The sequence below is a fragment of the Klebsiella sp. ZJOU C1 genome, from assembly GCF_035620215.1.
In the GTDB taxonomy this organism is placed as follows: Bacteria; Pseudomonadota; Gammaproteobacteria; order Enterobacterales; family Enterobacteriaceae; genus Klebsiella; species Klebsiella variicola.
Window position 1 is genome coordinate 3,578,534 of the sequence record NZ_CP141644.1, and the last position, 25,314, is coordinate 3,603,847.

Here is a 25,314-nt window from a genome sequence, read left to right on the forward strand (position 1 = left end):
ATGTAGTCACACTTCAAAACTGACTCAAGGAATATCAATGTTCCCCCTTCGTACTCTTGCACTGGTGGTGAGCAGCGTCGTACTGGCGGGTTGCGCCGTCGGGCCGGATTATCATCGCCCGGATGCCCCCCTTCCTGAACGCTATCAGGCACAGTCTGCCGTCCAGCAGAGAAGCGCCTCCAGACCCGCCAGTTTTGCCGTCTGGTGGGATGGCTTCGGCGATCCTCTGCTAAGTCAGTACGTTACCGACGCCCTCGCGCAAAATCTCGATCTCGCACAGGCCACCGCCCGCATGGCACAGGCACGCGCCGGACTGGGCGCGGCCACAGCAGCGCTGTTACCTTCAGGGAACGTCAGTGGGCAAGCGGCACGCGCTTATCAGTCGGCCGAAACCCCGCTGGGTCAGGTTCTCAGCGCAACGCCGGATTATAATCGCTACGGCAATAGCTATGAAACCGATCTCAACGCAAGCTGGGAGATTGACGTATTTGGAGGGCTGCGACGCGGGCGTCAGGCTGCACTGGCTGACTATCAGGCTTCCGAAGCGGGCGTCGCGGCCACCCGTCTTGCCGTCGCGGCTCAGACTGCCGATACCTATATCACCCTGCGCGGATTACAGACCCGGCTGTCCATTGCGGAGAAACAGGTCAGTACGCAGCAGGAGCTGCTGGAAAAGGTACAACTCCTGAACGCTAAAGGACTGGCTCCGGCGTATCAGGTTCGCCAGACCGAAGGGGAACTGGCGCAGGTTCAGGCAACCGTACCGGTTCTCCGTACGGGGCTTGATGCGGCCATGAATGCATTAGATGTCATGCTCGGCACGCCTCCCGGGACCCATCGCAGTCAGTTAGCGTTGCCGGGTGCAATACCGCAGGCTCCGCAGATAACTTCAACGGGCACACCTGCCGACCTGTTGCGCCGCAGACCCGATATTATCGTGGCGGAGCGCCATCTCGCGGCGTCGAGTGCACGCATCGGCGTGGCGGTCAGTGAGTATTATCCGAAGTTTTCACTCAGTGCACTGCTCGGCAGCGCAACCGCCGTGTCGGGCGACAACCTGTTCTCCGGCGGTGCCAGCCAGTCGGCAGCCGTGCTGGGACTGCGCTGGCGGCTCTTCGATTTTGGTCGCATTAATGCCCAGATAGATCAGGCGAAAGGCCAGGAAGCCGAAGCGCTCGCGGCCTATCGCCTGTCGGTATTACGCGCCACCGAAGACGTCGAAAATGCTTTCTCTGCCCTGGTCAATCGTGAAACACAGGCCGCCACGCTGACCCGCGGTGAAACCGCCCTGGCCAGCGCCCGCCAGTCATCTTTTATCGCTTACCGGCAGGGAACGGCCAGCCTGATGGACGTCCTGCACAACGATGAAACCCTGTTACAGGCTTCCGACGCCAGGGCGCAGGCGCAGACAGAATCTGCGCGCGCGGCTGTTGCTACGTTCAAGGCGCTCGGCGGAGGCTGGCAGCCGCCAGAAACGGCGCCGAGGAGTTCATAAACCCGGTACCTGGGTTCTCATGCGGCCAAAAGCATGACAAACCTTTTACCGCTGATAACTTCACATAACCGTACTGATAACTGGGGGACTGATGAAAAGAATAGGCATTCTGGGCGTTGATGCGTTAACCGAAAAACTGATCGCAGGATTCTTTCATGCAGTACCTGACGCCCAGGTGTTTCTGTCCCCGGCAAACAGTGAGCGTGCTCAAAGACTAGCAAGAGAATTTCCCTGCTGGACCCTGGACAATCACCAGGCAGTTATTGATGAAGTGGATGTTATTATTATTAGCGTTGACCCCGATAACTTAAATGAACTCGCCCGCGGTGTGCAGTTGCGCAATTCACAAACCTTGATTTCTCTTGTACCGGGTATTCAGTCCCGAACTCTACGCGTCATGTTTCAACATTCAGACTGCATCAGATTACAGTTGGCATATAGTGATGTAATAAATAAATTCGCGGTAATACTGACCTCAGCAAATGAAGATATTCAGAGTCTGTTTTCCCCGTTTGGCCCACTTTTAGTGCTAGCCGAAGAATCGGACTTTGATTCGTCAATCGGGAGCACTGTATGAACGATAATTTTTGTTTAATTTCATTAAAATACCGAAAAACATCTGAATCATTAGAGCCTAAATATTTATAATCTGCACCTTCCGATAAATTTAACGGCTTTCTACATGCTGCATAAATAACGACCGGAGTAATTAATATAGCTACAAAATAATGGATGGATACTCATCACCGGGGCTCCAGGCGGATTTGGTTAAGAGTTCGTGCGTCAATATGCTGCTCAGTGAAAATCACTTATCCTTGTAGCCCGGAGAGTTGATAAGCTCGAAGCCCTGGCTGATGTACTACGCACGCGTTTTAATATTGACGTGATGGTTGAGCAGGTAGATTTTGCAGATATTACCGCCATAAGCGAGCTGCACAACCGCTTGCACGAGCGGAATATCATCGTTGATATCTTAATTAATAATGCTTGTCAAGGGTTACAACGCAGCTTTTTGGATCAATCACTGGATGATTCGCTTGGCATGAACAATATGGACATAGCCATCTGTGGCGGGACAGAGGCAGCAATCCATCGCATCAGCTTGGGTGCCTTCGCACCAGCTCGCGCTTTGGCCACCGCGTTCAATGATCATCCCCACGAAGCGTCACGCCCATTCGATCAACAGCGCGCGGTGCTAGCCCCATCTCCGAGCTGGTCGGTTACGGAGCCAGCGCGGATGCCTATCACCTGACAGCCGGTCCTGAAGACGGCAGAGGCGCCCGGCGATCCATGGAGGCTGCTCTTCGGCAAGCGGGTGTTGCGCCCAACGAGATCCAGCACATCAACGCGCACGCCACGTCCACGCAAGTTGGTGACCGCGGCGAACTTGTAGCGATTCGTTCACTATTTGGCGTAAGGTCGAGCGTGGCGATCTCGTCGACAAAGTCAAGTACCGGACACTTCCTTGGCGCTGCGGGCGGGATCGAGGCGATCTTCACTATTCTTGCCCTGCGCCACCAAATCGTGCCTCCAACTTTGAACCTGCATCACCCGGATGCTGCTGAGGGGCTTGACCTGGTTGCGCTTGCCGCACGGCCAATGCCGATCGAGTTCGCCTTGTCGAATGGCTTTGGTTTCGGCGGGGTCAATGCCAGTGTGCTCTTTCGCCAGTGGCAGGGGCAATGAAACGTTTATCGTGGGGGTCACGACTTTCAGCGCTTCAGTCGCGTGAAGGCCGTGGTGGCCCGAAGTGCCGACAGCGTGAAATTTATGCACTTCCGTGCACTATGCGACGCGTCAATGCGCCAGTTGAACTGCATGTTGGCGCCGACGCGTGAGGCGACGTGTAAATGACGGCGGGACGGAGCATGCGATCGCATGTTGGCGGGGGGTGGGCTAAAACGATGCATGCCAGGAGACAGGCGCTTATCAGGATGGTTGCCCCTGTGTTTGTCGAGCATGGCTATGAGAGCTCGACCATGAGCATGCTGGCTTTGGCCGCAGGTGTTACGAAAGCGACCTTCTACTCTGATTTCAGCGACTAGAGTAAGCTATTTGAGGCTGTTCAGGTGTCTTGGCTCGTTGAGTTGCCTGCTTTCACCCTGCCTGCGATTGAAGACTCCAGTTTGCGCGTCCAGCTAGTCGAGCTCGACCACATGCTGAGGAATCCGGCATAAACTACTATCGCGCGCACCGTATCTTGGTCGTTAGATACACGCTCTGACCAGCTCAAACGCTGGCATTAATATCAGGAAGGGTTGATCACGCGCCTCAATTCAGCATTCTCAAAATGTCCGCGGTGAGATGCTCCTCGTAGCACGGCTCACAAATTTGTAGCGCTGCTTATACAAAATTTGATCCTCCCGGGCGAAAGAGAAGATGATGCACTATTGGATTCTGAGGACCTTATCGATCTTTTTTCGCGCGCTTATGCCGAAGAACCTGTCACCGATCCAGCAGCTCATCCTGGACGGAAGACAAGATGAGCTCGGAAAACTCAGGGTCATCCACGGCCCTAGACAGCACCATTGCGCCGACGATTGCGGCAGTAAAACAGATCGCCTGGCGCTGCTTCGGTCGCCCAAGCTTCCACGGAAGACTTTGCGCGAATGTGGTCAGCATCGACTTCAGTCGTGTGGTGAAGCTCGGCTGCAACGCAGGTTCGCGGGCGATATCAACGGCAAGCGCTGCCATCGCGCACCCAGCCTCAGGGTGGTCCCGGTGATCCTTGCTCAGATAGTGGGAGAGAAATTTCTCGATCGAACCTTCGCCCGTAGTTGCCATGCGACGAACTGTTTCGTGCATCTGCTCCATCGCCTGATCCAAGCTTGCGCACGCCAAAGCCTCCTTGGATTCGAAGTGTGCATAGAACGCTCCGTGAGTGAGGCCTGCGGCCTTCATCACATCGCCAATGCTGGCGCCCGCAATACCTCTAGCCCTGAACAGATGCGATGCTTGATCCAGGATCTTCTGATGTCGCTCTGCGGTCTCGTGTGCTGGATAGCGCATGACGTTTCTTCCTCATAGTTGATGCTTGACACGTTTCATGATGATCATCATACTTCGGATTAAGCATGATGACCATCATAGATGGTGTTAAACCTGCCATGTGTGCAAGTGTTACGCACTTTGGCGTCGGTCGATCCGTCACAGGATCCGAGTCGCGGTCTGAGAAGGTCACGCATGAGCCGCTGGTTTACGCGTGAGAGACATGCCTCGCGAAATGAAAGTCCATTCGTTTCCACTCGTTAGGAGAATGAAATGCAAATCAAAGGAAGCGTCGCGTTTGTTACAGGAGCCAATCGCGGTATTGGCAAGACATACGTCAAGGCTCTACTTGAGGCCGGAGCGTCCAAGGTCTATGCCGCCGCTCGAAATCCGACGAGCATAGAAGCGGCACCGGGCGTCGTGCCGGTTAAGCTGGATGTCACCAGTGCCGCAGACATCGCTGCTGCCGTTGCGCTGGCGAAAGATGTCACGCTGGTCATCAACAACGCTGGGATCAGCACTGGCAATTCCTCCGAGCAGTCTCGGCTTGTCAATGTCGCCAGCTTGCGCCAGGAGTTAGAGGTTAATGCGATTGGCCTGCTGGAAGTCAGCCTCGCATTCTCTTCGGTACTTGCAGCCAATGGCGGTGGTGCCATTGTTAATATGCACTCTGTACTCAGCTGGTTCAATCTGCCGAGCACGGTGAGCTACTCGGCTAGCAAAGCAGCCGCTTGGTCCATTACCAATGGCCTGCGATTGCTGCTTGCCCAACAGGGCACACAAGTCGTGGGTGTGCACGTCGCATTCGTCGATACCGATATGACCGCTGGTATCAATGGCGTGTCGAAGGCTATGCCTGAGGAGGTGGTGCGTCGAGTGCTAGAGGGGGTGGAACGCGGTGAAGTAGAAGTTCTCGCCGACGCTGTTAGCGAGCAGATCAAACAGAATCTGAGTAATGGCGTCTATCTGAGCCCAATCTCTTCTACCTAGTTGTGGGCTAACTTGAAACAATTCATTCGGTAGACTCACTCATTACTCGGTAGCGAAGTATGCCTGTCAACGTGCATGGGTTCGTATTTATGTCGAAAATAGAATAGCTCTTGTTACGGGCGCCTCATCCGGTATTGGTGCTGCTGTCGCAGCAAAGCTGGCCGAACGCGGATTCAAAGTCTTTGGAACTGCCCGCAATATCGCGAAGGCGCCGGCCTTGCCCGGCGTTGAGTTTGTCCAAATGGATGTCACAGATGACGAAACTGTAAGACATGGTGTCGATCATGTTCTCGAAAGGGCTGACCACATCGACGTGCTAATCAACAACGCCGGAGCGGCGCTACTTGGAGCGATGGAGGAAGCTTTCATCGACCAAGTCAAGGCGCTTTTCGAAACCAACGTATTCGGCGTATTTCGCGTAACCCGAGCGGTGTTGCCTGGCATGCGATCCCAGAAATCTGGCCGGATCGTGAATATCAGTTCGGTCTTGGGTTTCGTTCCTGGGCCTTACCTAGGGCACTACACTGCGTCCAAACACGCGCTGGAGGGGTTTTCTGAGTCGCTGGATCACGAATTGCGTGATCTTGGCGTACGTGTTTCGATCGTTGAACCTGCCCACACGCGGACCAATCTGGATGCGCAATCTGCGCAGCCAGCAAACACTATCAATGACTACGACAAGGATCGAGGAAACGCTGCCCGCGCATTTGCCGCGAAACTGGCAAAAGCTCCCGGTCCGAACTTTATTGCAGACGTAATCGTTGAATCAGCTGTGGGTCCATGGAAGATGCGTTCGGCTCCAAAGGGTGAGGCCTCGCTGTTGAGCAAATTGCGCCGCTTTGTGCCGGCAAAGGCCTTCGATTCGAGTGTTCGAAAGGCCTTTGGCCTTTGACTCTTCCAGGGCACCGTGACTTTGAGCGGTGAATCGTTTGTTTAATCCGGAATTTCTAGTGGCGCTGAGGTCTTTTAAAGATCTGCGATTCAGCTGGTTAAACTTGGCCCTCTTCACTGGTCAGTAAAACTTAAGGAGTTTTCGTGAAATATTATCTTTGCAAGTACGTACCCCCTCGTTCGGATTTCCTTGCGACGATGTCCGAGGAGGAGTGTAAATGGATGAAGCAGCATCGTGTTTATCTGGACAAACTGCTAGCGCAGGGAACTGTTGTGGCTCACGGGCCCGTGATTGACGGCGCAGGGGGCTATGGAGTTTCTCTGTTTCAGATCCCAGACGAGATGGAAATTGCTGATCTCACGGCTGAGGATCCGATTATGGCTAACGGGGTAGGCCACTACGAGCATTTTCCGATGCTCAATCTGAGCAGTCACGCACCGTCTGGAGACTGAGTGCGCATGGACTTAACGCCCGCCTCCGATTAACGTACCGAATTGTCAGGGAGTACGCGGTACATACGCAAGAGCCGTTTTGAAGCGGAGCTAGAACGACAAGTCCATACTCTGACTCGACTCAGCCAACGAATGATTCTTGGCGCAAACCCTACTTCACAAGTGCATCACACGATTTGCGCTGGACACTTTTCAGCTGTTTCGGATCACCTTCGAAACTATTTCGGCTATGCCGCCAGGATTAGAACCAGATTCCACTCGTGCCATGCTTAGCACGGTGGGCAGATGACTACTGGCGGTACACTGCATTGCCGCCGCCAGGAAAGGCAATAGGAAAACCATGATGACCACGTGATTGCAGGCATCCTGCACAGCCAGCAAACCCTGCACTCTGCGGAATGAGTAGTAAAAAGAAGTCCTAAAGCTCCGTTTCTACAAACTCGCACTCTGTGGCGGATTGTTATCCTCATGTAAATAAAGCAGGAGCACTTTAACGAAAACTGCAGCTCTAGGCGTCAAGACAATATTCAAATAGGTCTTGCCGTGATAGGAAAAATACCACGCCGATTTTTATCCAAAAGATATTTTTTTCTCACCTGTATATCCGATTGACTTTCTAGCTCAACATAGCCATTATCGAGGGTCTATTATGAAATTTAAACTAGTTTTTTTGAGGAATTTTAAATAATTAAAACGTCTAATCAGCGAGATTTGAATGAGAGCTTCACGTCTTCGTCGCATTCTAATGATGCTCAAAATGTTGCAAAACGCCATCTTCATCCCTGAGTTATTAGCGTATGAGTAATATCCCCTTGGAGCTCATCCAGATCCACAATCAATTCAGAAATCAACAAACCAGTATAATTAATTCCTCAGAAAGGGTTGATTTGACGATGTTTTGACAACTTTAAATAAAATGAGAAAATTATTTCATTTTTTTTGACGTCTAATATCTTTACTTGTACGCTTCAGAAAAATATGCTCTACGTCAAGCCTCTTCATAGTATTCAGATCCACTACTCCTGCTTTTATCTGTTGCCCGGTAGTCTCGTCTGTGACTGAAATTAGTTTCTCCTGCGGGGAAAGCCATCTGTTCCCCCACTCCCCGAGTGCAAGTAATATGGGCAGTAAATCTCGGGCCTTAGCAGTCAGTTCGTAGCGGTGACGAAGCGGATTTGTCTGATACTGAACCCGTACAAAAAAACCCTTTACCACCAAGGCATTCAGGCGCCTGGTCAGCGTTGAAGCTGCAATCGGTATTTTTTCCGCGAAAACATTAAACGTCGAAGCCCCTTTCAACGCTTCACGCAGAATGAGTATCGTCCACGCCTCACCAATTTCATCCGCTGCAAGAGCAATAGGGCAGCTCATGTCTGAAAAATTTATTCGTTTCATGGGATAAAGTTAGCACAGTTCACTTTCATCATGATAGTATCAAGTAACTCTCATAATGAGAGTTACTTGATACTGCTGGAGGAGATATGTCTTATATTTTAGTAACCGGAGCGACAGGGCGACATGGTGGCACCGGGGCCATTATCGCACGTCGCCTCAGGCAGCACGGTGCAAAGGTGCGGCTGCTTGTCCGAACGCTGGATGAACGCAGTGAGAGACTTCGTGCTGAAGGATTTGATATAGCCACGGGCGACTTGCATGAGCCTGCAACGCTTTATTCTGCTGTGGAGGGCATCAGCCAGGCCGCCTTTATTTATCCCGTCAGTCCGGGTATCGTTCAGGCTGCAGCCTCTTTTGCTTCGGCGATGAAAAGAGCCGCTCCGACTGCCACAACTACTGTAATGTCGATGATTGTTGCGCACCCTGCCAGTCCAAGCGCTCTTGGCCGGGCGCAATGGCTGGCTGAGGAGGCCATGACATGGTCAGGCATGTCACTCAGGATCCTGCGCGTCGCCGCCATGTTTTATGAAAATCTGCTTCTGGCCCACAGTGAAAGCATCCGTCATACCGGAGTAATCAGAAGCTGCTTTGGTGCAGCAAAGGCTCCGTGGATCGCCGCAGATGATGCGGCTGAGTTGATGGTTCAGTCCATTTTGCACCCGGAAAAGTTTGGCTCTGACAGAGTCATATATCCTTCAGCTTCAGCGCTGTATTCGTTTGACGAACTGGCGAGCAAATTATCTGAACAGCTTGGCCGTAAGATACAATATGAGGCGGTATCTGCTGATGAGTGGCTGAAAGAACTGCTGATACTTGCCCGAAAAGACGATTCACCCGTCAATGAACATATGGCGCGCCATATTTCCGCGATCGGGGCTGCGGTAAGCCAAAAGGGGATCATGCAGGAGCCCGACTTTTATGTCCTGGAAAGGCAGCTTGGCCGCTCTGCTCTGTCACTTGACGAATTCATAGCCGAAAAGGCCACGTATTTTCAACAAGGTTAAGTAAAACAAGGTGCTGGCGATGAAAGTAATTCGTGTATCGCTGACGCGGATTGTACTGTTTCAGGGTGTGTTTCTGACTGCCAAAGCGCATAATAAGCTTTCAGTCATACTCTCCAGACCGGATACCTGCTGTGGATGAAATTGATCGTCGCATATTGAGCGAGCTTCAAAGAGACGGGCGAATACCTAATAACGTGCTTGCGGATAAAATAGGATTGTCGCCATCCCCCTGCCTCCGCCGCGTCAGAGCGCTGGAAGAGTCGGGAGTAATTAATCGCTATGTGGCTGTGCTCAGTCCCCAAGCCATAGGTATGAACCTGACCGTATTTGTTCGCGTCTGGCTAAACGGTCAGGATGAAGATACGGTCAATCATTTCTGCAGAGAAGTCAGCCGCCTGCCAGAAGTCATTGAATGCCATCTTATGGTAGGCGACTGCGATTTTTTACTACGGGTCATGACAACCGATCTGCCAGCTTATCGCGCTTTTCAGACGCAGCATCTGACCCGTATTTCTGGTGTCCGCAGCGTCAAGACTGAACTGCCCATGCAGACCATTAAGCAGTCAACAGAAATCCCGCTGCGCTGAGCCTGCTGCACGCGGCTGGCCTGTTAAGGGACGTAGCGTTCTATACGATATACGCCTTCAATTCCCGGGGTGCCGCAGCGGAGGTATAAGCCATTCCTCTTATGAATAAGCTCAGGGATAGTCAGCGGCAGACCGCAGATATCCCGAACCGCCTGCGGCGTCAGCAGGCTACTGTCATTCACGTAGCGAACCTGCGTCAGGACAGCAGGATACCAGTCACCTGTGTACCACAGCAGCTTTTCAAGTGCCATAAACAGCACAAGCGTAATTGCAGCCAGGCAAGGATAAAGCACCGCTGCAGGGATGGGCTTAGCCATGCTTTTTTTGACCCTCATCGCGAATTTTACTTCTCAGCGGCGGCTGAGCAGGCTTCAGCATTCTGTCCACCACGGCTCCCACAATGAGCACCGCGACCGCTGGCATAAGCCAGGCCAGCCCCAGATTATGCAACGGAAGCTCGCGCGCCAGAGTAAACGGACGCAGGCTGACACCCGCCGCCTCCAGTGCGTCCGCCAGTCCAGAAAGAAAAGCGACGAGTGCGGCAGGCACTATCACTCGTGAAACAGAACGAAACCTGCTGCGGAAAAAAAAGGTCACAATCAGCACCACAAAGACCGGATAAATTGCAGTCAGGACGGGAACAGATATGCTAATCAGCTCCGTCAGCCCGAGATTGGAAACCAGCATTGAGAAGCCGGCAAAAAGCCAGACATATACCCGATAGCTGATGCGTGTCATGCTGCTGAAGTAGCCAGCGCATGCGCAGGTCAGCCCGATGGCGGTCACCAGGCATGCCAGCGTAATCAGTATCCCCAGAAAAACGCCCCCTCCTGCGCCATAGCTGAATCGTACGTAGGCGCTCAGAACCTGAGCACCGTTGGTCGCGTTTTCCATGAGTCCGGTACTGCCTGTACCAAGCCGGAACAGGCTGAGATAAACCAGCGCAAGTCCCGCCCCCGCTATCAGTCCGGAAAGCACGGCGTAACGCGTGACAAGATACACGGAGGTCACGCCCCGAGACCGGATGGCACTCACGATGACCAGACCAAAGACCAGAGCAGCCAGCGTGTCCATCGTGAGATACCCGTTTGTCAGCCCCTGTGAAAAGGCCGCCGTGGCGTATGCACCGGCCGGTTCCTGCGGTGCTCCGGCTGGCAGAAACAGAGCCGTGACGGCCAGAATAATCAGCGCGATAATTTTGATGGGAGAAAGCACTTTACCGACCGTATCCAGAAGCCGGCCTGGATAAAGTGATACCAGAACAACCACGCCAAAATAGACTGCGCTCCACGCTGGCAGCCAGCGTTCACTGCCGGTAAACGGCTGCAGTGCCAGCTCGTACGAAACCGTGGCTGTTCTTGGCGTGGCGAACAGCGGCCCGACACAGAGATAACAGATGACGGTAAGCAGGATGCCGCACAGACGGCCCATGGGCCCGGTGAGTGCCGCCATTGAGCCACCGGCCCTCGCCATCCCAATTGCCGTAATGACAGGAAGGCCCACGCCGGTCAGCAGAAACCCTGCCGCCGCAGGCCAGACGGCGGTACCGGCCTGCAGGCCAATAAAGGGAGGAAAGATAATATTTCCTGCCCCAACAAACAGGGCGAAGTTCATGAATCCAAGGATGAAAATGTCTCTGATACGAAATGTGGTCATTTTTCTGTCTGTGTTGTCATGTTTAAAAGTTGCGGCTCTGTTCAGAGCAGGTGGCGTAAAATTGCGGTCGCTGTAACGCTGATCAGCACGACGGGCAGTAGCGAAAACCGCAGAGCGGCCAGCAGTGAAATCACGAGTGCCAGCAGGTTCGCAGGGTCTGAAGTCACAAAATGCGGCGCAATGACCGTAATAAGCACACAGCCGGGCGCGGCCTCCATTACCGCCTCAGTCCGGAGGCTGAGCTTTCTGTCACGCAAAATCAGATAGCCTGTAACTCGCGTGAAGTAGGTGGTAACGGCCATAAGAACAATGGTGATGAGTGTCAGGTTCATGATGCTTTCCGGTTCAGCAGAAGAATGGCGGCGATGCCGGATATGGCCCCGGCCGGCACATAGGCGGCTCCCGGAAAGAGGTGGTACGTTGCCCCCGCACAGGTCAGGCTGACAAGCCAGGGCAGTGCTGCGCGGTACCCCTTCCACATGCCTTTGAGCAGTACCAGAAAAACGGCGGGAAAAGCCATGTCAAATCCCCAGCGGGTAATGTCTCCCAACACAGGGCCAAGCACAGCACCTGCGCCGGTGGAAATCACCCAGGTAAGCCAGAGCGATGCCGCGATGCCGCTGTAAAAACCCGTGCTGAAAGCCGGCGAGAAGCCGAGACTGCGACGTTTTGCCGCGTCGGCCATGCCTATGGCCCAGCTTTCATCACACATGAAAAAAAGGGCAAACAAAGCTTTGCGCGGCGGCAGGTGTGAAAGATATGGCGCAAACGAGGCACCCATAAGCAGGTGTCGGCTGTTGACCAGCATGCTGACGAGCACAATGGTCAGCACATGCGGCGGAGAGGTCCACAGCGCGATCGCAGCGAACTCTGATCCCCCGCCAAAGTTAAGCCCGGTCATCAGCATCAGACTGTGAGCATGGATCCCCTTCTGGGCCGCCTGCGCCCCGAGCAGCAGGCCAAAGGGAAGAAAACCGATGATGACTGGCAAGGCAGCAAGTACCCCGCGCCAGGTTTCGGCTGAGAAAGAGGATGCGGGCAGCATCCGTGTATCGCTGTTCGACATAGGCGGTCTCCTTAAAGCCGCCTATTTTATTGCTTTTATCGTGGCAGCAGGTTGCGTATGCATTGTCATTTCTTCTATTTAAGGCAAGAAATTTCAATAAAATTTGATAACTCGCAATCTGACGCCATGAGGTTTTTGAGGTTCAGCAGATTGAAGCTTCTTTTCTCAGGAAAAACGCCTGAAAAAACGCCTTATCTCTGCAGCCATCATCTTAGGCTGCTCCATAGCTGCAAAGTGCCCCCCGACTCCCAGCTCATTCCAGTCAGTCAGGTTATAGCCTCTTTCCACTAAGCTGCGTGGTGGCATGGGCAGCTCATAAGGCAATACTGCTATAACAGCAGGGGCCGGATTTTTTCCCCTCATTACAGCGTAAATGGTCGTTTTTAATCTCTAGATAAAAGTGCACAGAGGAATAATTGCAGCCAGTAAATCCGTAAACCAATATTTTGGTCAAAATATTGTCCCGGTTAAGGGTAGTATCACGAGCATATTTGCTAATACAGTCTCTCAGTTAGTTGATATTTGTTATATGGCACTCTTACTAACTAAAGCTTACTGGCGCCTTTGAATACCCGATGTCATCATATGCTATATATTAGGGAATCAGTTTCCCGATTTAGGGAGCCATAACGCCAGAGCGAGAATGAAAGGAGTACAAAATGGAAATAAACCGTATTGGGGACGTCGCGGCTTTTGTCGCAGCCGTTAAAGCAGGAAGCTATACTCAAGCAGCCGGTTCGCTTGGACTGACGCGTTCGGCTGTAGGTAAGAGTATTGTGCGGCTGGAAACGCGACTGGGAGTAAGGTTGCTTAACCGTACTACGCGACGTCTCAGCCTGACAGATGAGGGCCGAATTATGTATGAGCGCTGCCGACAGATTCTGGAAGACCTGGACGAAGTCGACAACATGATGGCTCAACGTCGTCTCAGGCCTACTGGTACTCTTAAACTGTCAGCTCCTTTATCTTTCGGACAGCGACATGTCCTGCCCTTGCTGGAAACCTTTCTCAGAAACTGGCCTGAACTGCAGGCTGACATCGCCTTCACCGATCGGTATGTTGACCTTATAGAGGAAGGTTTTGATCTCGCTATTCGCATTGGTGAACCCAGAGATGATTCCCGGATTTTAACCCGTACAATCGCCACTCAGAAAATGGTGACCTGTGCCTCCGCTGGTTATTTGGCGCGCCGGGGCATTCCTGAAACCCCTCAGGCACTGGCTGAGCATGACACCATTTTCTTTTTCAGCGCTGACCGCCGAAGAAACTGGAAATTTGAAACCCCTGAAGGCACCTGGATTTTTGAAGGACCCGGCCGGCTGAACATTGACAGTTCTGAAGCCATGCGCGTCTCTGCGCTTGCCGGCTTTGGTATTATTCATTTGCCGGACTATATGGTCTGGGAAGACCTGAAAAGCGGCGATTTGGTTCCGATACTGAAATCCTATCGAGAAAAACCGGAGCCAATACGCATTATTTATCCCAGCAAACGTCATCTCTCTCCCCGCATTCGGGGATTTATCGACCTGCTGGTTGAAAACTGGCAGGAAGAACTGCCCTGGACAAAGGGCGAATCCTGACTTTTTCGGTTACATGCTGCGCCAGTAAAGAGGGTGAACCAAATTTTTTTAACAAAAACGTCGACCACAGTTATGACTTTGAGCGGCGGGCACCGGGTGTTAGGCCATATGGCTGCGAACTCAGTGTTCAGACTGCTCTAATCAGCCAGCTTGGCAGTATTGTCGGCACATTCTGCAGCGCATCCCTGACCTTTTTGATCGGCACGCTAGTTACGGCATTGCCGATTTACCTGTTTAAAAGCAGCCGTAGGGTGACCCTGATGGACGTCCCTAAATGGCAGCTGATTGGCGCCATGTTCGGCGTTCCGTTGCTATTATGGCATTTTCCGTTCAGCGCATCGGCGCAACTGTGGCAACCATGACCGTGATCACCGGGCAGGTAGCAATGATTATCCTCATCGATACCTTCGGCTGGTTCCATAACCCCATCCATTGCTTTCTCTTTTAGTCTTGCGCTGGCCGTAATCTGTTTGGTAATTGCTCTGTGTTTTATTTACACGAGCAACTCGGCTAAAAACGTGGCCGCGTACTGATAAAAAGCCAACCTTCGGGTTGGCTTTTTATGTTTAAAACTGGGTTTTATCTTCAAGACCTACTATTTGTCAGAGAGAAATGGATAGTCGGTGTATCCTTCCTCACCGTTTGCATAAAACGTTTCTGGACGTGGTTCATTAAGATCAGCCCCGATACGTAAACGCTCCGGCAGATCGGGATTCGCAATAAATTTACGACCAAATGCGACCGCATCAATCAGCCCTGCTTTTATTAACTTTTCGGCTTTTTCTGGCGTGTAAGCGCCCGCTGCCACGATAACACCTGGCCAGGACCGGCGAATCGCTTCCCGAAATGCCTGTGTCAGGGGCCTACCGCCAGCCCAGTCGGGCTCAGAGATGTGTAAATAAGCAAGTTTTCGTTTCGCAAGCTCGCCAATCAGATAAAGTGCTGCCTTTTCATTTTCTTCTTCATTAGCATTATCAACACCGTTAAAAGCCCCAAGCGGATAAATGCGGATGCCGATATGATCGGCTGACCATGCAGACACCATGGCGTCAACAATTTCCAGCGCAAAACGCGCCCGATTTTCTACGCTTCCACCATACTCATCATCTCGATGGTTAGCCTCAGGAGATAAAAACTGATGAATTAAATAGCCATGTGCGGCATGTATTTCAGCAAAATCAAAACCAGATCTACGTGCATTGATAGCGGCCTGGCGGAAGTCCTCTACTATCTGCTTGATTTCGGCTTTTGTAAGAGCGCGTGGAACGGAAGTATCAATACGTATTACGTTGCCTTCAGCGTCACGAGCGGAGGTTCTGGTATCGGCTTTGATAGCTGAAGGCGCAACTGGTGTGGAACCGTCTGGCTGCATTGAAGTGTGGGAAATACGTCCTGTATGCCAGAGCTGTACGCAGCAGTGACCTCCAGACCGGTGAATATCAGCTGTAATTTTTTTCCAAGCCGCTATCTGTGCTTCTGTATGCAGCCCGGGTGAACCGGAGTAACCTTTAGCCTGAAAAGAAACCTGTGTGGCTTCAGTAATGACTAGCCCTGCACCTGCCCGCTGTCGATAATACTCACGCATGAGCTCGGTAGGAACATCACCAGGTTCCCGGCTTCTGACTCGGGTCAGGGGGGCCATAAAAACGCGATTAGGAACAGTAACAGAACCAATCTGTAGTGAGCGGAACAGCTCTGGATAATTCATTGTGACTCCGTGATTTAAATCAGGCGTTTAGCCATAGATGTACTTGCTTATATTGACCGAAAAGATAGTAGTTACTAAAGGGATCATCAAGAACCACACTTTCAGGAGGAATTATGGAAATAATAAAAATCATTTAAAACAGTAATTTGGAGCAAGCCGGGGATTATCAAGACCATTACACGGGAATTTTATTCCCAAGTAAGTAGTTAGTTTAGATGTGTAACTGACTTTAATCCCGGATGTCAGGACGACATATGTACGTGCAAGTGACCTAATAAGACAATTTCATATATGGGATAAAATCTGAGGCTATCCTGCCTGGATAATATTTAATCCCGGACATATGTCAGTGGCCGGGCACATTTTCAAAAATTTAATGCGATAATCCGCACCATAGATATTTCCTTCGTCAAACTCGAGCCACCCGGGAATAGACCTTCCCAAAAATTTGTAAGCTGTTTAACCGTCGGCTCAGCTAATGACCCTGAAATGCATACCATAATGCAGGTTCCAAGATCACTGCACTATGAATGCTTTACATCCTGCAGCAATTTTTCTCTCCTAATTTCAACAATTGTACTATTTGAGAAACGTCTTACTCTCCCTATGAACATAATTAATGAGGTCACCCGAATCCAGACTGATTATGAATCGGCCTCATTCATGTTTGTTACCGACTTTCACCTAAAGAGCAGGAAGTGCCGAAAATTACGCTCGACAATACCCGTAGTCTGGACAGTGAACTAAAGGACACAGACATCGATTATGTACACATGTCGCTCAGTGCCGCATGGTGAACCCCAATGAGTGACAAAAGCGATACCATGCCGATTATGACTTAGCTGAAATCCGTCAGTGCGATAAAGCTGGTCAATGGTGAAGCTGTATCAGGACGCCAGAACAGGCTGAAGAGCTAATTCAAAACGCAAATGATTTTGTCGCCCTGGGCCATAAGCTCATTCTCGACCCGAACTTTGTGGAGAAAGTAATATCCGGACATGAAGACCTTATTCGCTATAATTTGCATGCGGCTGATCTGGAGGACCTTGGTATTAAACCGCCTATAATTGTATATATCAGCGGTATGCACGGCTTAGACATTCAGGTGCTGATTTACTCTCCGCTACGACAGATAGACAACGTCACTTTGCTTTGAGTCGTCTTAATAATTGAGCTCGCTTTAAAGCACTGGCTCTGGCAGTAGTGATTGCTTTTTTTCCCCCAATACGGGAACCCTATTCCCTAATTTTTCAATTATCCTCACTACATTACTAATAGAAGCACAGCTAATCCAGATTGCGCTGACAACGAAGCAGGATAATTGAGATGACAACGCTGACACTTCCGGCCCATCTGACAGGGCATAAAGTATTCAACCGTGTTTTTCAGCAGGGAAAACTGACATTTGGTCTAATCGCACCTTTTAAGGGATATCCTGAAAATCCGATTCCGGATATGGAGGATCATCTTGAACTCGCACGGATAGCAGATGAGGGTGGTATTTCAGCCCTGTGGCTGCGTGACGTGCCCTTTTATGATCCCAACTTTGGTGATGCCGGGCAGCTTTATGACCCCATGGTGGATTTAGGTTTTCTCGCAGCATCAACGAAACAAATAGCCCTAGGAACCGCCGGGATTGTATCACCACTGCGTAATCCGGTACTGACTGCCAAACAAGCAGCGAGCGTTGACAGGCTTTCTGGCGGACGTTTACTGCTCGGTATGTCTAGTGGCGATCGACCGGTTGAATATCCGGCCTTCGGCTATGATTTTAATAATCGTGCTGAGCGCTTCCGGGAGGCTTGGGAGGTTATACGCACGCTTACTGAAAATGACTTTCCAGTTTACAAAACGCAGTTTTATGGCGAGTTTACTGGGAACATTGATTTAATACCCAAACCACTGTCTCCACGATTGCCCATGCTGACCATAGGTCGGGCACGTCAGGAAATGTCATGGATTGCCACGCAGTCAGATGCCTGGATTTGGCATGGTGTTGATCCGCGTAATTCCGAAAATATAATCAGGGATCTACATGAAGCGGGCGACGGTCAAACGTGGAAACCTTTTGGCTACGCCAATTTTCTCGAACTGAGTGAAAATCCAGACGAACCATTACGCCTGTTTAATAATATTTTCATGCGCGCCGGACGTAATACACTCATGGAGTTTTGGAAACAGCAGGAAAATGTTGGTGTTTCTCACATTACACTTAATTTAAAACCAACTCGCCGACCGGCTAAGGAAGTACTACAAGAGCTTATTGAGTTCGTACTACCAAATTTTTCAGACAGTTAAATTTACGAAATACAAATCCACCTCTTTAGCCTAGGTAGTACATAAAATAAAGTCAGACTCATAAACACTTATTTCACTTGCACTTAAAGGATGTGATATATGATTAAGCTTTACAAGCAAAGATATTAATAGGTACGAATTACAACATTATAGGCGCTATAGGATATTTTTTATAGCGCAGATGATTTTATAAGATATGCGGCATCATACATTAATGCAACATGTATTGTATAAGCAACTAAAGTATTAACTTTACGCATAATGTTTAGGTGATTTTTAAAATCACCTAAACACATCATCTAACTTTTACTTCAAGACTGATTACATAACTTTCATGAAAAAGCATCAAATACAATAACAACGTGGTCACCTAACAAATTAAGCGATGATTTGTCTTTTTTGTGACATTCAAGGAGTTTGTTTTATGCAAAACGAAACCCGTAAATCTAATACATTTCTTCCTAAACAAACCTGGGTTACTATTCGTGAAGCGGTTAAAATAGCGAATAAACTAAGGGGCGCAAAAATAGCAGAGAGTGATATTTATAGATATGCCTTATTTGGAAGCATTTCTCTTTCCATATATTTCCAATCTCCAATCATACTCAGAAAAATACGTTTTTCTATGAAAAAGATAAGGCTACGTCCAGTGGAAGGTTCACTACTAAACCGGCTTTGCATGCTTGAACGTAGTGTTTTCCTTGATGGCACATGCTTAACCCTAAGTACTGAAGGAGGATATATCCATTCTGATCAATTAGTTATGAATGCAGGGATGCTGGGGTATGAATTTGTTCTCATTCAGCGACTACTGGCACGTTCCCTGAATATGCCGTTACCCGTTACAGGTGCAAATTATTGCAATTATGGTATTACCATAACTTTGTCAGGACAATCATATCAGATTTTTGAAAAAAAAACATGGCAGGAAAGATTTAATCAGCAAATTATGCTATTACCTGAGCATATCATCGCAAATATTTATGATGATAAATCAATAAAGAAATTCATGGAATTTTCCAGCAAAGGATATTTTCCTGTTTATGATCTCCCAGAAGATGCTTGGTTTGTGATACGATACGATGAACTTGATAAATTACTCCGCACACCCGCAGAAAGGTTTAAACACTCGCAATCCGGTAGGCTTTCTACACCTCTTTCACGTTTATTCTGGCTGGCATGTAAGCATAATGATTTGATCAGCCCACTGCTCAGGCATCCCTATAAACTTCTTCCCATTTTTGAACAATGGGCATATATCGAGGGTATTACCGATCATCTGAGTGCAGATACGTTGAAAAGAGCGCTTGAACGAGGCTCTCCAAATCAGGGTTCAAAATAAATGTCACACCCGATTCAAAGTCCGCATTTACAATGCCTGCATTAATTTTACGGACCCATACTTTCCCTACCTTAACCCCATGATAACTCCAACTCTTTCAACATTTAATCATACTTACCCTCCTCATATTTAACAATTACATCATCATATCGGTTATCTGACAAAATATTAGTACCTACCCTGATAATTCAGAAGGCAACTGATGATATTTTCTTGCCCTAAAAACCGCATTAAGGTTCCTGTAACCCTCAATACGGGTTCGACAACTTTTCATCCATCCTTTTCTGTGTTTTTTTGTGATTACCGGATACCCTGGTTAAAATCGACATAGGAGAAAACAATGACATCTCATCAGTTATTACGTCTCAAACAGGTTGAAGAAAAAACCGGTCTGAAACGCTCCCAAGTCTATCTGTATATGAAAAAAGGCAATTTTCCGAAGTCAATAAAGATTGGCCCAGCCAGCGTTGCCTGGCTCGAATCAGAAATAGATGAGTGGATCAACCTTAAACTAGCTAAGCGCTGATACATTTCGGGGGGCGTGGAGGTGAAAAACAATCACCGATTTTTTTACATCTCCTATTAGCTCAATTCTTATCTATCTATACGTTTTAGAAAAAAGTGTGGGGAGATGACAGAATGATCCCATCATTGAATTACGCCGTATTAACCGATGCGCTGAATGCGCTGAAAGAAGGGAATATTCGCCACTGCGAAGCCCTTGGATTCACCTTCGACGAAATGAACTCCCTTAATCAGCTATCGCTTGATGAGCTGTTTATCGTCAGCCGGTCGCCAGTGCCGTTTGTCTCAATCAGCGTCCGCCATGACGTTTTGCGCCATCTGATGGCGCAGGCCCGTGAGGAGTTCGGGCACCAGCGACTGGTTAATCGTGCAATCCGCCTGGGTGGTTCAATCGCGTTACTCAACCAGTATTTTGGCCTCACTTCCAACGAAACCTGCCTTCGCCGCCGGTTACTGGGTGTCAGCGTACCTTATGGCCGGACGCCTGAACCGGATGAAGAAACAGATGCAGCTATCTGGCGGCAATGGCAGCAGTGCCGGGTGAATAACCTTGAATCGCCTGACGCACTGGCCGCCATGATGCAGGTGACGGAAAAGCTGTTGCCGGACGCAGGTGGTCTGTCACTCACCATCGTCTGGAAGTGTATCACACTCTGCGAACAGGAAGCCGCTAACAGGAGGTCACCACATGCCGGATGAGATTGATCGCGACCAGGAATTTAATGAGCAGCGGCTGGAAGAGATGATTGAACAGAGCCGTTTCAAACCAGCTGCCACTCCCTCACGAGCCCACTGTCGTTTCTGCGGTAAACCCATTCCAGAGAAGCGAAGGCAGTCATTGCCAGGGGTGACAACCTGTATTGAATGTCAGTCCATACTTGAACGCCGCAATCGCTGAAAATAATCATTATGACGTGTGAGGGAATTATTTTCTTTGCACGTCCTTATATTTCTCCATATATAAAAGCGCATCCCAACAAGTATCATTATTTATTTTATCTCTCATCGACGTTTTGAATTTTCCATATCCAACCCCTTGCTCAAATAGCATGCTAAACACACCGTTATTCGATGTTCCACCTGATGGGCGTTTATTCGTCCAGGGCGAGTAATGCTCTTTAACAATGTGCTTCGGGCTGTCACGCAACCACAATTCAGGGTGCCGCTGAATGTTCTCGCTGACCCGTTAAAACCGGAATGCAGAATCGGGATGTGACCCGTTTATTTTATTCGTTGTCGTTCTGATTAGAGGATAATTTATGAGAAAACCCATCTACCACGTATTTGTCACCCAAGAAGGCACGCCTGATATGCAGGGCGAAAAAAACACCTACTGGACCAGGGTTGGCGTGGCATTTGCCCATAACGGCAAGCCCGGCCTGAATATTGTCCTGACACCCGGTATTACGGTTTCCGGCAAACTGGTCCTGCTTGAGCCACGGGAGGATAGCAATCTTCCACAGAGTGCGGAGCCCGGCTAAACGGCGCTTTAACCCTTCTTTATTACTCCTTACTCCGCAGCGTGCCGGGTCAACTGACTGTGCACGTTGCCTTCAATTCCGAGGCCATCATGCTTTCCACCACTGCCTTTCTGGCGGCGGCCATGCAGTGTGCCGCCAGCATTCATCCGTCCACTGCACTCGACGTGGCACGGGTGGAATCCGGTTTTAACCCTTATGCCATCGCCGAAATAATTCCGAAGGCCACTCGCTCCTTCGGAGATAACAATGTCATCTCCCATCAGCCCGCCAGCCGGGACAAAGCTGAGCTCATTATTCGCCGCCTCGTGACACAAGGGCGCCGTTACTCTGTGGGGCTGATGCAAATTACCAGCACCAATTTCCATCATTACGGTGTGACGGCCTCTGACCTGCTTGATCCCTGTACCAATTTGTCAGTTTTTGAACGCATTCTCAGCGATTGCTACCAACGTGGCGGTTCCCTGAAAAGAGCGTTGAGTTGCTATTACTCCGGCAATTTCTATACCGGACAACAGCCGGAAGCGGCTTTTTCAGGGACCAGCTATCTGCAGCGGGTGGGTTATGTTTCGGCATCTCCCCGCTATGCCGTACCGGGCACCCGCGCGGATAAATCCACAACGCCGACTCCCCTCGAAGCCATCCCTGTTGATAAGCCATCCCCTCCCCGTCTGATCTGGCCGGGGACCGTTGTCCGGGGCGTCCCCACAAAACTCCGTCAGGGGAAAATCGCCATCGCACAGACCTCCGCGCCGTCAGTGCGCCGGAGCCTCTCCATGTCACCCCGTGAGGAAGAATAATGACACTTTTACGCAAGCTAAAGACCGCTGTCAGTGCTGTTCCCGTAGGTGTGCTCATAGTTTTTTCTACTACCCCGGCGTTTGCCGATGGTTTCACTCGCGCAAATACCGTGATGGAAAAGGTCTCCACCGGTCTTCATGGTCTGGCGGCCATCACCATCACCGTGGCCGTGATCTGGGTGGGTTACAAGACCCTCTGGAAAGGCGAAAGCCTGTCCCAGTGCGCCTACATCATTATTGGCGGGATCCTGATTGGCGGGGGCAGTGAGATCGGCGCGCTGCTCATGAGCTGAGAGGTCATCTATGGCAAAGCTGCTCAAAGCAATGAAACGTCCGGCGGCACTGTGGGGGGTGCCGATGGTGCCCCTGCTGGGTGTCACCGGTATCACCATCATCGTCGCTGTCTGGACTTCCGTCGCTTTCCTTGCCCTGCTCCCGGTTGAATTTCTGGTGATGAAATCCGTCACCCGGAATGAACCCATGCGGTTCAGCCTGATTGCCGTCTGGCTCAGGGCAAGAGGAAAACCGGCAGCAAACCGGCTGTTTGGCGCAACAGTATTTATGCCCGTTGAGCATGATGCTGTTGATATCACGGAGTTTCTCAACGCCATGAAACTGAATCAATGTGCCACGCTCAGGAAGTACATTCCGTATTCATCGCATATTCATCAGCATGTTGTCCGCTCTCCCAATAGTGACCTCTACTGCACCTGGGAACTGACGGGGACCCCGTTCGATTGCGAATCAGAAGAAACCCTCAGTATTGACCGCAACCAGTTGCACGGACTCATCCGCTCATTCGAGGGGATGCCGGTCACCTTTTATATTCATAACGTACGGGAGCCGTTTACCGATTCGCTGCACAAGCCGTCCGGCAACCCTTACGCCGATGAAATCAGCCGTCTGTATTATGCCTCGCTGGCAGCGGATCCATTTCGCCGTAACCGCCTGTTCCTGACCGTCTGTTACCGTCCGTTTGTCAGCCTGGAAAAGGCCGGGCGCAGACGCATGAATGACGGCAAGAAACTTAAAGAACTTGACGCTGCACTGCGGGAAATGCTGGAAATCAAAGGCTCGCTCGATACCGCACTGTCACGCTACGCCGCACGTCCTCTTGGCACGTTCCCCGAAGATCACGCGGTATTCTCCTCCCAGTTATCCTTTTATGAGTACCTGTTGACGCACCAGTGGCGCAGGGTGCGCGTCACCCGCGCTCCGGCCTATTCGATGATGGGATCGCCGGAGCTGTTCTTTTCCGGGGAGTCCGGGCAGATAAACCACGCCAGCGGTACGCAATATTTCCGGGGGCTGGAAGTGAAGGAGTTCCCGGAGGAGACCGCGACAGGGATGATGGACTCGCTGCTGTACGCCCCCTGCGATTATATAATCACCCAGTCGTACACCTGCATGTCACGTGAAGAAGCCCGCAAGGCCATCAAACGAACCCGACGTTTGTTAATGAGTTCAGATGATGATGCGGTGTCACAGCGACTGGATCTGGATGTGGCGCTCGACCTGCTGACCTCGGGGAAAATCGCCTATGGAAAACACCATTTATCCATCATGGTGTTTTCCCGCTCGCTGGACAGCCTGGTGGCCGATACCAGTGAAATCAGCAATGCCCTGAACAACCTCGGCATTACACCGGCTCCCGCCGCGCTTTCTCTTTCAGCTGCATATATGGCACAACTGCCCGGTAACTATCACCTGCGACCCCGCAAGGGCGAGCTGAGCAGTCAGAACTTTGTTGAGCTGGCCGCACTGCACAATTTCTACCCCGGCAAACGCGATAATGCACCCTGGGGGGATGCAATGGCCTTACTGCGCACCCCGTCAGGGGATGGTTACTATCTGAACCTGCATAACACGCTGGCGGACAAGGACGAGTTCAACGAGAAGAACCCGGCCAGTACCTGCATTCTCGGCACCAACGGTTCGGGTAAAACCATGTTGATGACTTTCCTTGAAAACATGCAGCAGAAATATGGTCGTACGGACAGTTTTTCTCCCGATGCGAAAACCAAACGACTGACCACCGTTTATCTGGACAAAGATCGGGGCGCGGAAATGAATATACGGGCGCTGGGAGGCCGTTACTATCGCATCACGCATGGCGACCCCACGGGCTGGAATCCGTTTTCGCTGTTGCCCACCAAACGCAATATCAGTTTCATCAGTCAGTTGATGAAACTGTTGTGTACGCGTAACGGTGCGACCATCACGCCCCGTGATGAACGCCGCCTGAATGATGCCGTACTGGCGGTGATGAGTAATGAACCACAGTACCGCATCCATGGGATCACCCGTTTACTGGAGAATCTGCCGGAGCCTGCCACCCGGGAGGCACAGGAGAACGGCCTGAGTATTCGCCTGTCGCAGTGGGCGCAGGGTGGCGAGTTTGGCTGGGTGTTTGATAACGCATCGGATACCTTCGATATCAGCCACTGCGATAACTTTGGCATTGACGGCACAGAGTTTCTGGATGATGCCAATGTCTGTGCGCCGATCTCCTTTTATCTGCTGTACCGCATCACCACGCTGCTCGACGGACGACGACTGGTTATCTTCATGGATGAGTTCTGGAAATGGCTACGGGATCCGGTCTTTAAGGATTTCGCCTATAACCGACTGAAAACCATTCGTAAACTCAACGGGATGCTGGTTGTGGGCACCCAGTCTCCGGCGGAGATCATCAGGGATGAGATTGCGCCCGCCGTGATTGAGCAGTGCGGCACGCAGATCCTGGCAGCCAACCCCAGTGCCGACCGGGCCCACTATGTTGACGGGATGAAGTTTGAACCGGAAGTGTTCGATGTGGTGAAAAATCTGGATCCGCAGGCCCGCCAGTATGTGGTCGTCAAAAATCAGTTCAGGCGTGGCGACACAAAACGTTTTGCTGCACGCGTGACGCTCGACCTCTCCGGTGTCGGCAGATACACCCGAGTGATGAGCGGCAGCGCCGACAACCTCGAAATCTTTGATTCCCTGTACCGTGAAGGGATGCAGCCCCATGACTGGCTGGAACCCTATCTGGCTCAGGCACTCTGATAACCCAAAG

Annotated in this window: 25 protein-coding genes and 2 pseudogenes; 20 read left to right on the forward strand and 7 right to left on the reverse strand. The window is 50.8% G+C overall.

The features are described 5' to 3' along the window. The first annotated feature begins 37 nt into the window (after positions 1-37). From SPE70_RS17205 to SPE70_RS26455, 4 genes and pseudogenes are all read left to right on the forward strand, one after another. Positions 38-1,495 carry an efflux transporter outer membrane subunit gene (locus SPE70_RS17205; protein WP_324726354.1) on the forward strand — a complete coding sequence of 486 codons (1,458 nt, stop codon included), beginning with the start codon at positions 38-40 and terminating at the stop codon, positions 1,493-1,495. A gap of 91 nt (positions 1,496-1,586) precedes the next feature. Continuing rightward, complete coding sequence (locus tag SPE70_RS17210) at positions 1,587-2,072, forward strand: NAD(P)-binding domain-containing protein (RefSeq protein WP_324726355.1); 486 nt, start codon at positions 1,587-1,589, stop codon at positions 2,070-2,072. Positions 2,073-2,513: 441 nt separating this feature from the next. Beyond that, positions 2,514-3,181: pseudogene (locus tag SPE70_RS17215) on the forward strand (beta-ketoacyl-ACP synthase II); the annotation flags it as partial. 299 nt (positions 3,182-3,480) lie between these two features. Next, positions 3,481-3,540, forward strand: a complete 60-nt coding sequence (locus SPE70_RS26455) for a hypothetical protein (RefSeq protein ID WP_420715783.1) — start codon at positions 3,481-3,483, stop codon at positions 3,538-3,540. A gap of 400 nt (positions 3,541-3,940) precedes the next feature. On the opposite strand, the gene SPE70_RS17220 is transcribed toward SPE70_RS26455, so the two are convergent. Then, entirely contained in the window at positions 3,941-4,504 is a 564-nt protein-coding gene (locus tag SPE70_RS17220; RefSeq protein WP_324726356.1) for a TetR/AcrR family transcriptional regulator, read from the reverse strand. Between the two features lie 252 nt (positions 4,505-4,756). On the opposite strand from SPE70_RS17220, the gene SPE70_RS17225 reads away from it, so the two are divergent. From SPE70_RS17225 to SPE70_RS17235, 3 genes are all read left to right on the forward strand, one after another. Continuing rightward, entirely contained in the window at positions 4,757-5,473 is a 717-nt protein-coding gene (locus SPE70_RS17225; RefSeq protein WP_324726357.1) for an SDR family oxidoreductase, read from the forward strand. Positions 5,474-5,606: 133 nt separating this feature from the next. Then, a complete protein-coding gene (locus tag SPE70_RS17230; protein WP_324726715.1) occupies positions 5,607-6,365 on the forward strand; it encodes an oxidoreductase in 759 nt (252 codons plus the stop codon). 143 nt (positions 6,366-6,508) lie between these two features. Continuing rightward, positions 6,509-6,817 carry a YciI family protein gene (locus SPE70_RS17235; protein WP_324726358.1) on the forward strand — a complete coding sequence of 103 codons (309 nt, stop codon included), beginning with the start codon at positions 6,509-6,511 and terminating at the stop codon, positions 6,815-6,817. Positions 6,818-7,747: 930 nt separating this feature from the next. Here the strand turns inward: SPE70_RS17235 and SPE70_RS17240 are convergent. Beyond that, on the reverse strand, positions 7,748-8,212 hold the full coding sequence (locus SPE70_RS17240) for a winged helix-turn-helix transcriptional regulator (RefSeq protein ID WP_324726359.1): 465 nt from the start codon (positions 8,210-8,212) through the stop codon (positions 7,748-7,750). A gap of 86 nt (positions 8,213-8,298) precedes the next feature. On the opposite strand from SPE70_RS17240, the gene SPE70_RS17245 reads away from it, so the two are divergent. Together SPE70_RS17245 and SPE70_RS17250 are read left to right on the forward strand one after the other, a co-directional pair. Beyond that, on the forward strand, positions 8,299-9,216 hold the full coding sequence (locus SPE70_RS17245) for an NmrA family NAD(P)-binding protein (RefSeq protein ID WP_324726360.1): 918 nt from the start codon (positions 8,299-8,301) through the stop codon (positions 9,214-9,216). 131 nt (positions 9,217-9,347) lie between these two features. After that, positions 9,348-9,803: an Lrp/AsnC family transcriptional regulator gene (locus SPE70_RS17250; RefSeq protein ID WP_324726361.1), complete on the forward strand. Its 456-nt coding sequence runs from the start codon at positions 9,348-9,350 to the stop codon at positions 9,801-9,803. 23 nt (positions 9,804-9,826) lie between these two features. Here the strand turns inward: SPE70_RS17250 and SPE70_RS17255 are convergent, their stop codons facing one another. From SPE70_RS17255 to SPE70_RS17270, 4 genes are read right to left on the reverse strand one after another with little or no spacing between them, the layout of a single operon-like run. Next, positions 9,827-10,120, reverse strand: coding sequence for a hypothetical protein (locus SPE70_RS17255; RefSeq protein WP_324726362.1), 294 nt, complete (start codon positions 10,118-10,120; stop codon positions 9,827-9,829). Continuing rightward, positions 10,113-11,459 carry a branched-chain amino acid transport system II carrier protein gene (brnQ, locus tag SPE70_RS17260; RefSeq protein ID WP_324726363.1) on the reverse strand — a complete coding sequence of 449 codons (1,347 nt, stop codon included), beginning with the start codon at positions 11,457-11,459 and terminating at the stop codon, positions 10,113-10,115. The genes SPE70_RS17255 and brnQ overlap by 8 nt, the downstream gene beginning before the upstream one ends. Positions 11,460-11,500: 41 nt before the next feature. After that, positions 11,501-11,791 carry an AzlD family protein gene (locus SPE70_RS17265; RefSeq protein ID WP_324726364.1) on the reverse strand — a complete coding sequence of 97 codons (291 nt, stop codon included), beginning with the start codon at positions 11,789-11,791 and terminating at the stop codon, positions 11,501-11,503. Further along, positions 11,788-12,525, reverse strand: coding sequence for an AzlC family ABC transporter permease (locus SPE70_RS17270; protein WP_324726365.1), 738 nt, complete (start codon positions 12,523-12,525; stop codon positions 11,788-11,790). Before SPE70_RS17270 ends, SPE70_RS17265 begins: the two co-directional genes overlap by 4 nt. Before the next feature lie 659 nt (positions 12,526-13,184). On the opposite strand from SPE70_RS17270, the gene SPE70_RS17275 reads away from it, so the two are divergent. Together SPE70_RS17275 and SPE70_RS17280 are read left to right on the forward strand one after the other, a co-directional pair. Beyond that, on the forward strand, positions 13,185-14,105 hold the full coding sequence (locus SPE70_RS17275; RefSeq protein ID WP_324726366.1) for a LysR family transcriptional regulator: 921 nt from the start codon (positions 13,185-13,187) through the stop codon (positions 14,103-14,105). A 110-nt stretch (positions 14,106-14,215) separates the two neighbouring features. Then, a pseudogene (locus SPE70_RS17280) lies at positions 14,216-14,638 on the forward strand (DMT family transporter); the annotation flags it as partial. A 62-nt stretch (positions 14,639-14,700) separates the two neighbouring features. On the opposite strand, the gene SPE70_RS17285 reads toward SPE70_RS17280, so the two are convergent. Beyond that, entirely contained in the window at positions 14,701-15,813 is a 1,113-nt protein-coding gene (locus SPE70_RS17285; RefSeq protein ID WP_324726367.1) for an alkene reductase, read from the reverse strand. Between the two features lie 1,326 nt (positions 15,814-17,139). Between SPE70_RS17285 and SPE70_RS17290 the strand changes: the two genes are divergently transcribed. The 9 genes from SPE70_RS17290 to SPE70_RS17330 all read left to right on the forward strand — a co-directional run bounded on the left by SPE70_RS17290 (position 17,140) and on the right by SPE70_RS17330 (position 25,304). Continuing rightward, a complete protein-coding gene (locus SPE70_RS17290; protein ID WP_324726368.1) occupies positions 17,140-18,111 on the forward strand; it encodes an LLM class oxidoreductase in 972 nt (323 codons plus the stop codon). A 424-nt stretch (positions 18,112-18,535) separates the two neighbouring features. Continuing rightward, on the forward strand, positions 18,536-19,453 hold the full coding sequence (locus tag SPE70_RS17295) for a hypothetical protein (RefSeq protein WP_324726369.1): 918 nt from the start codon (positions 18,536-18,538) through the stop codon (positions 19,451-19,453). A 340-nt stretch (positions 19,454-19,793) separates the two neighbouring features. After that, the gene (locus tag SPE70_RS17300) at positions 19,794-19,979 is read left to right on the forward strand and encodes an AlpA family transcriptional regulator (RefSeq protein WP_324726370.1); all 186 of its coding nucleotides are present in this window, start codon (positions 19,794-19,796) and stop codon (positions 19,977-19,979) included. A 113-nt stretch (positions 19,980-20,092) separates the two neighbouring features. Continuing rightward, positions 20,093-20,677 carry a DUF2857 domain-containing protein gene (locus SPE70_RS17305; protein WP_324726371.1) on the forward strand — a complete coding sequence of 195 codons (585 nt, stop codon included), beginning with the start codon at positions 20,093-20,095 and terminating at the stop codon, positions 20,675-20,677. Next, a complete protein-coding gene (locus SPE70_RS17310) occupies positions 20,667-20,876 on the forward strand; it encodes a TraR/DksA family transcriptional regulator (RefSeq protein WP_324726372.1) in 210 nt (69 codons plus the stop codon). Before SPE70_RS17305 ends, SPE70_RS17310 begins: the two co-directional genes overlap by 11 nt. 361 nt (positions 20,877-21,237) lie before the next feature. Continuing rightward, positions 21,238-21,459 (forward strand): hypothetical protein, encoded by a 222-nt coding sequence (locus SPE70_RS17315; RefSeq protein WP_324726373.1) that lies wholly within the window; start codon positions 21,238-21,240, stop codon positions 21,457-21,459. A gap of 89 nt (positions 21,460-21,548) precedes the next feature. Further along, entirely contained in the window at positions 21,549-22,256 is a 708-nt protein-coding gene (locus SPE70_RS17320) for a lytic transglycosylase domain-containing protein (RefSeq protein WP_324726716.1), read from the forward strand. After that, positions 22,256-22,549 (forward strand): TrbC/VirB2 family protein, encoded by a 294-nt coding sequence (locus SPE70_RS17325; protein ID WP_324726374.1) that lies wholly within the window; start codon positions 22,256-22,258, stop codon positions 22,547-22,549. The genes SPE70_RS17320 and SPE70_RS17325 overlap by 1 nt, the downstream gene beginning before the upstream one ends. A 10-nt stretch (positions 22,550-22,559) precedes the next feature. Beyond that, positions 22,560-25,304 carry a VirB4 family type IV secretion/conjugal transfer ATPase gene (locus SPE70_RS17330; protein ID WP_324726375.1) on the forward strand — a complete coding sequence of 915 codons (2,745 nt, stop codon included), beginning with the start codon at positions 22,560-22,562 and terminating at the stop codon, positions 25,302-25,304. Positions 25,305-25,314 lie beyond the last annotated feature (10 nt).

Coding starts and splice junctions, on each gene's coding strand:
- SPE70_RS17205 (WP_324726354.1), top strand. CDS start 38: ATGTTCCCCCTTCGTACTCTTGCACTGGTGGTGAGCAGCGTCGTACTG.
- SPE70_RS17210 (WP_324726355.1), top strand. CDS start 1,587: ATGAAAAGAATAGGCATTCTGGGCGTTGATGCGTTAACCGAAAAACTG.
- SPE70_RS17220 (WP_324726356.1), bottom strand. CDS start 4,504: ATGCGCTATCCAGCACACGAGACCGCAGAGCGACATCAGAAGATCCTG.
- SPE70_RS17225 (WP_324726357.1), top strand. CDS start 4,757: ATGCAAATCAAAGGAAGCGTCGCGTTTGTTACAGGAGCCAATCGCGGT.
- SPE70_RS17240 (WP_324726359.1), bottom strand. CDS start 8,212: ATGAAACGAATAAATTTTTCAGACATGAGCTGCCCTATTGCTCTTGCA.
- SPE70_RS17245 (WP_324726360.1), top strand. CDS start 8,299: ATGTCTTATATTTTAGTAACCGGAGCGACAGGGCGACATGGTGGCACC.
- SPE70_RS17255 (WP_324726362.1), bottom strand. CDS start 10,120: ATGGCTAAGCCCATCCCTGCAGCGGTGCTTTATCCTTGCCTGGCTGCA.
- brnQ (WP_324726363.1), bottom strand. CDS start 11,459: ATGACCACATTTCGTATCAGAGACATTTTCATCCTTGGATTCATGAAC.
- SPE70_RS17265 (WP_324726364.1), bottom strand. CDS start 11,791: ATGAACCTGACACTCATCACCATTGTTCTTATGGCCGTTACCACCTAC.
- SPE70_RS17270 (WP_324726365.1), bottom strand. CDS start 12,525: ATGTCGAACAGCGATACACGGATGCTGCCCGCATCCTCTTTCTCAGCC.
- SPE70_RS17275 (WP_324726366.1), top strand. CDS start 13,185: ATGGAAATAAACCGTATTGGGGACGTCGCGGCTTTTGTCGCAGCCGTT.
- SPE70_RS17285 (WP_324726367.1), bottom strand. CDS start 15,813: ATGAATTATCCAGAGCTGTTCCGCTCACTACAGATTGGTTCTGTTACT.
- SPE70_RS17290 (WP_324726368.1), top strand. CDS start 17,140: ATGACAACGCTGACACTTCCGGCCCATCTGACAGGGCATAAAGTATTC.
- SPE70_RS17295 (WP_324726369.1), top strand. CDS start 18,536: ATGCAAAACGAAACCCGTAAATCTAATACATTTCTTCCTAAACAAACC.
- SPE70_RS17300 (WP_324726370.1), top strand. CDS start 19,794: ATGACATCTCATCAGTTATTACGTCTCAAACAGGTTGAAGAAAAAACC.
- SPE70_RS17305 (WP_324726371.1), top strand. CDS start 20,093: ATGATCCCATCATTGAATTACGCCGTATTAACCGATGCGCTGAATGCG.
- SPE70_RS17310 (WP_324726372.1), top strand. CDS start 20,667: ATGCCGGATGAGATTGATCGCGACCAGGAATTTAATGAGCAGCGGCTG.
- SPE70_RS17315 (WP_324726373.1), top strand. CDS start 21,238: ATGAGAAAACCCATCTACCACGTATTTGTCACCCAAGAAGGCACGCCT.
- SPE70_RS17320 (WP_324726716.1), top strand. CDS start 21,549: ATGCTTTCCACCACTGCCTTTCTGGCGGCGGCCATGCAGTGTGCCGCC.
- SPE70_RS17325 (WP_324726374.1), top strand. CDS start 22,256: ATGACACTTTTACGCAAGCTAAAGACCGCTGTCAGTGCTGTTCCCGTA.
- SPE70_RS17330 (WP_324726375.1), top strand. CDS start 22,560: ATGGCAAAGCTGCTCAAAGCAATGAAACGTCCGGCGGCACTGTGGGGG.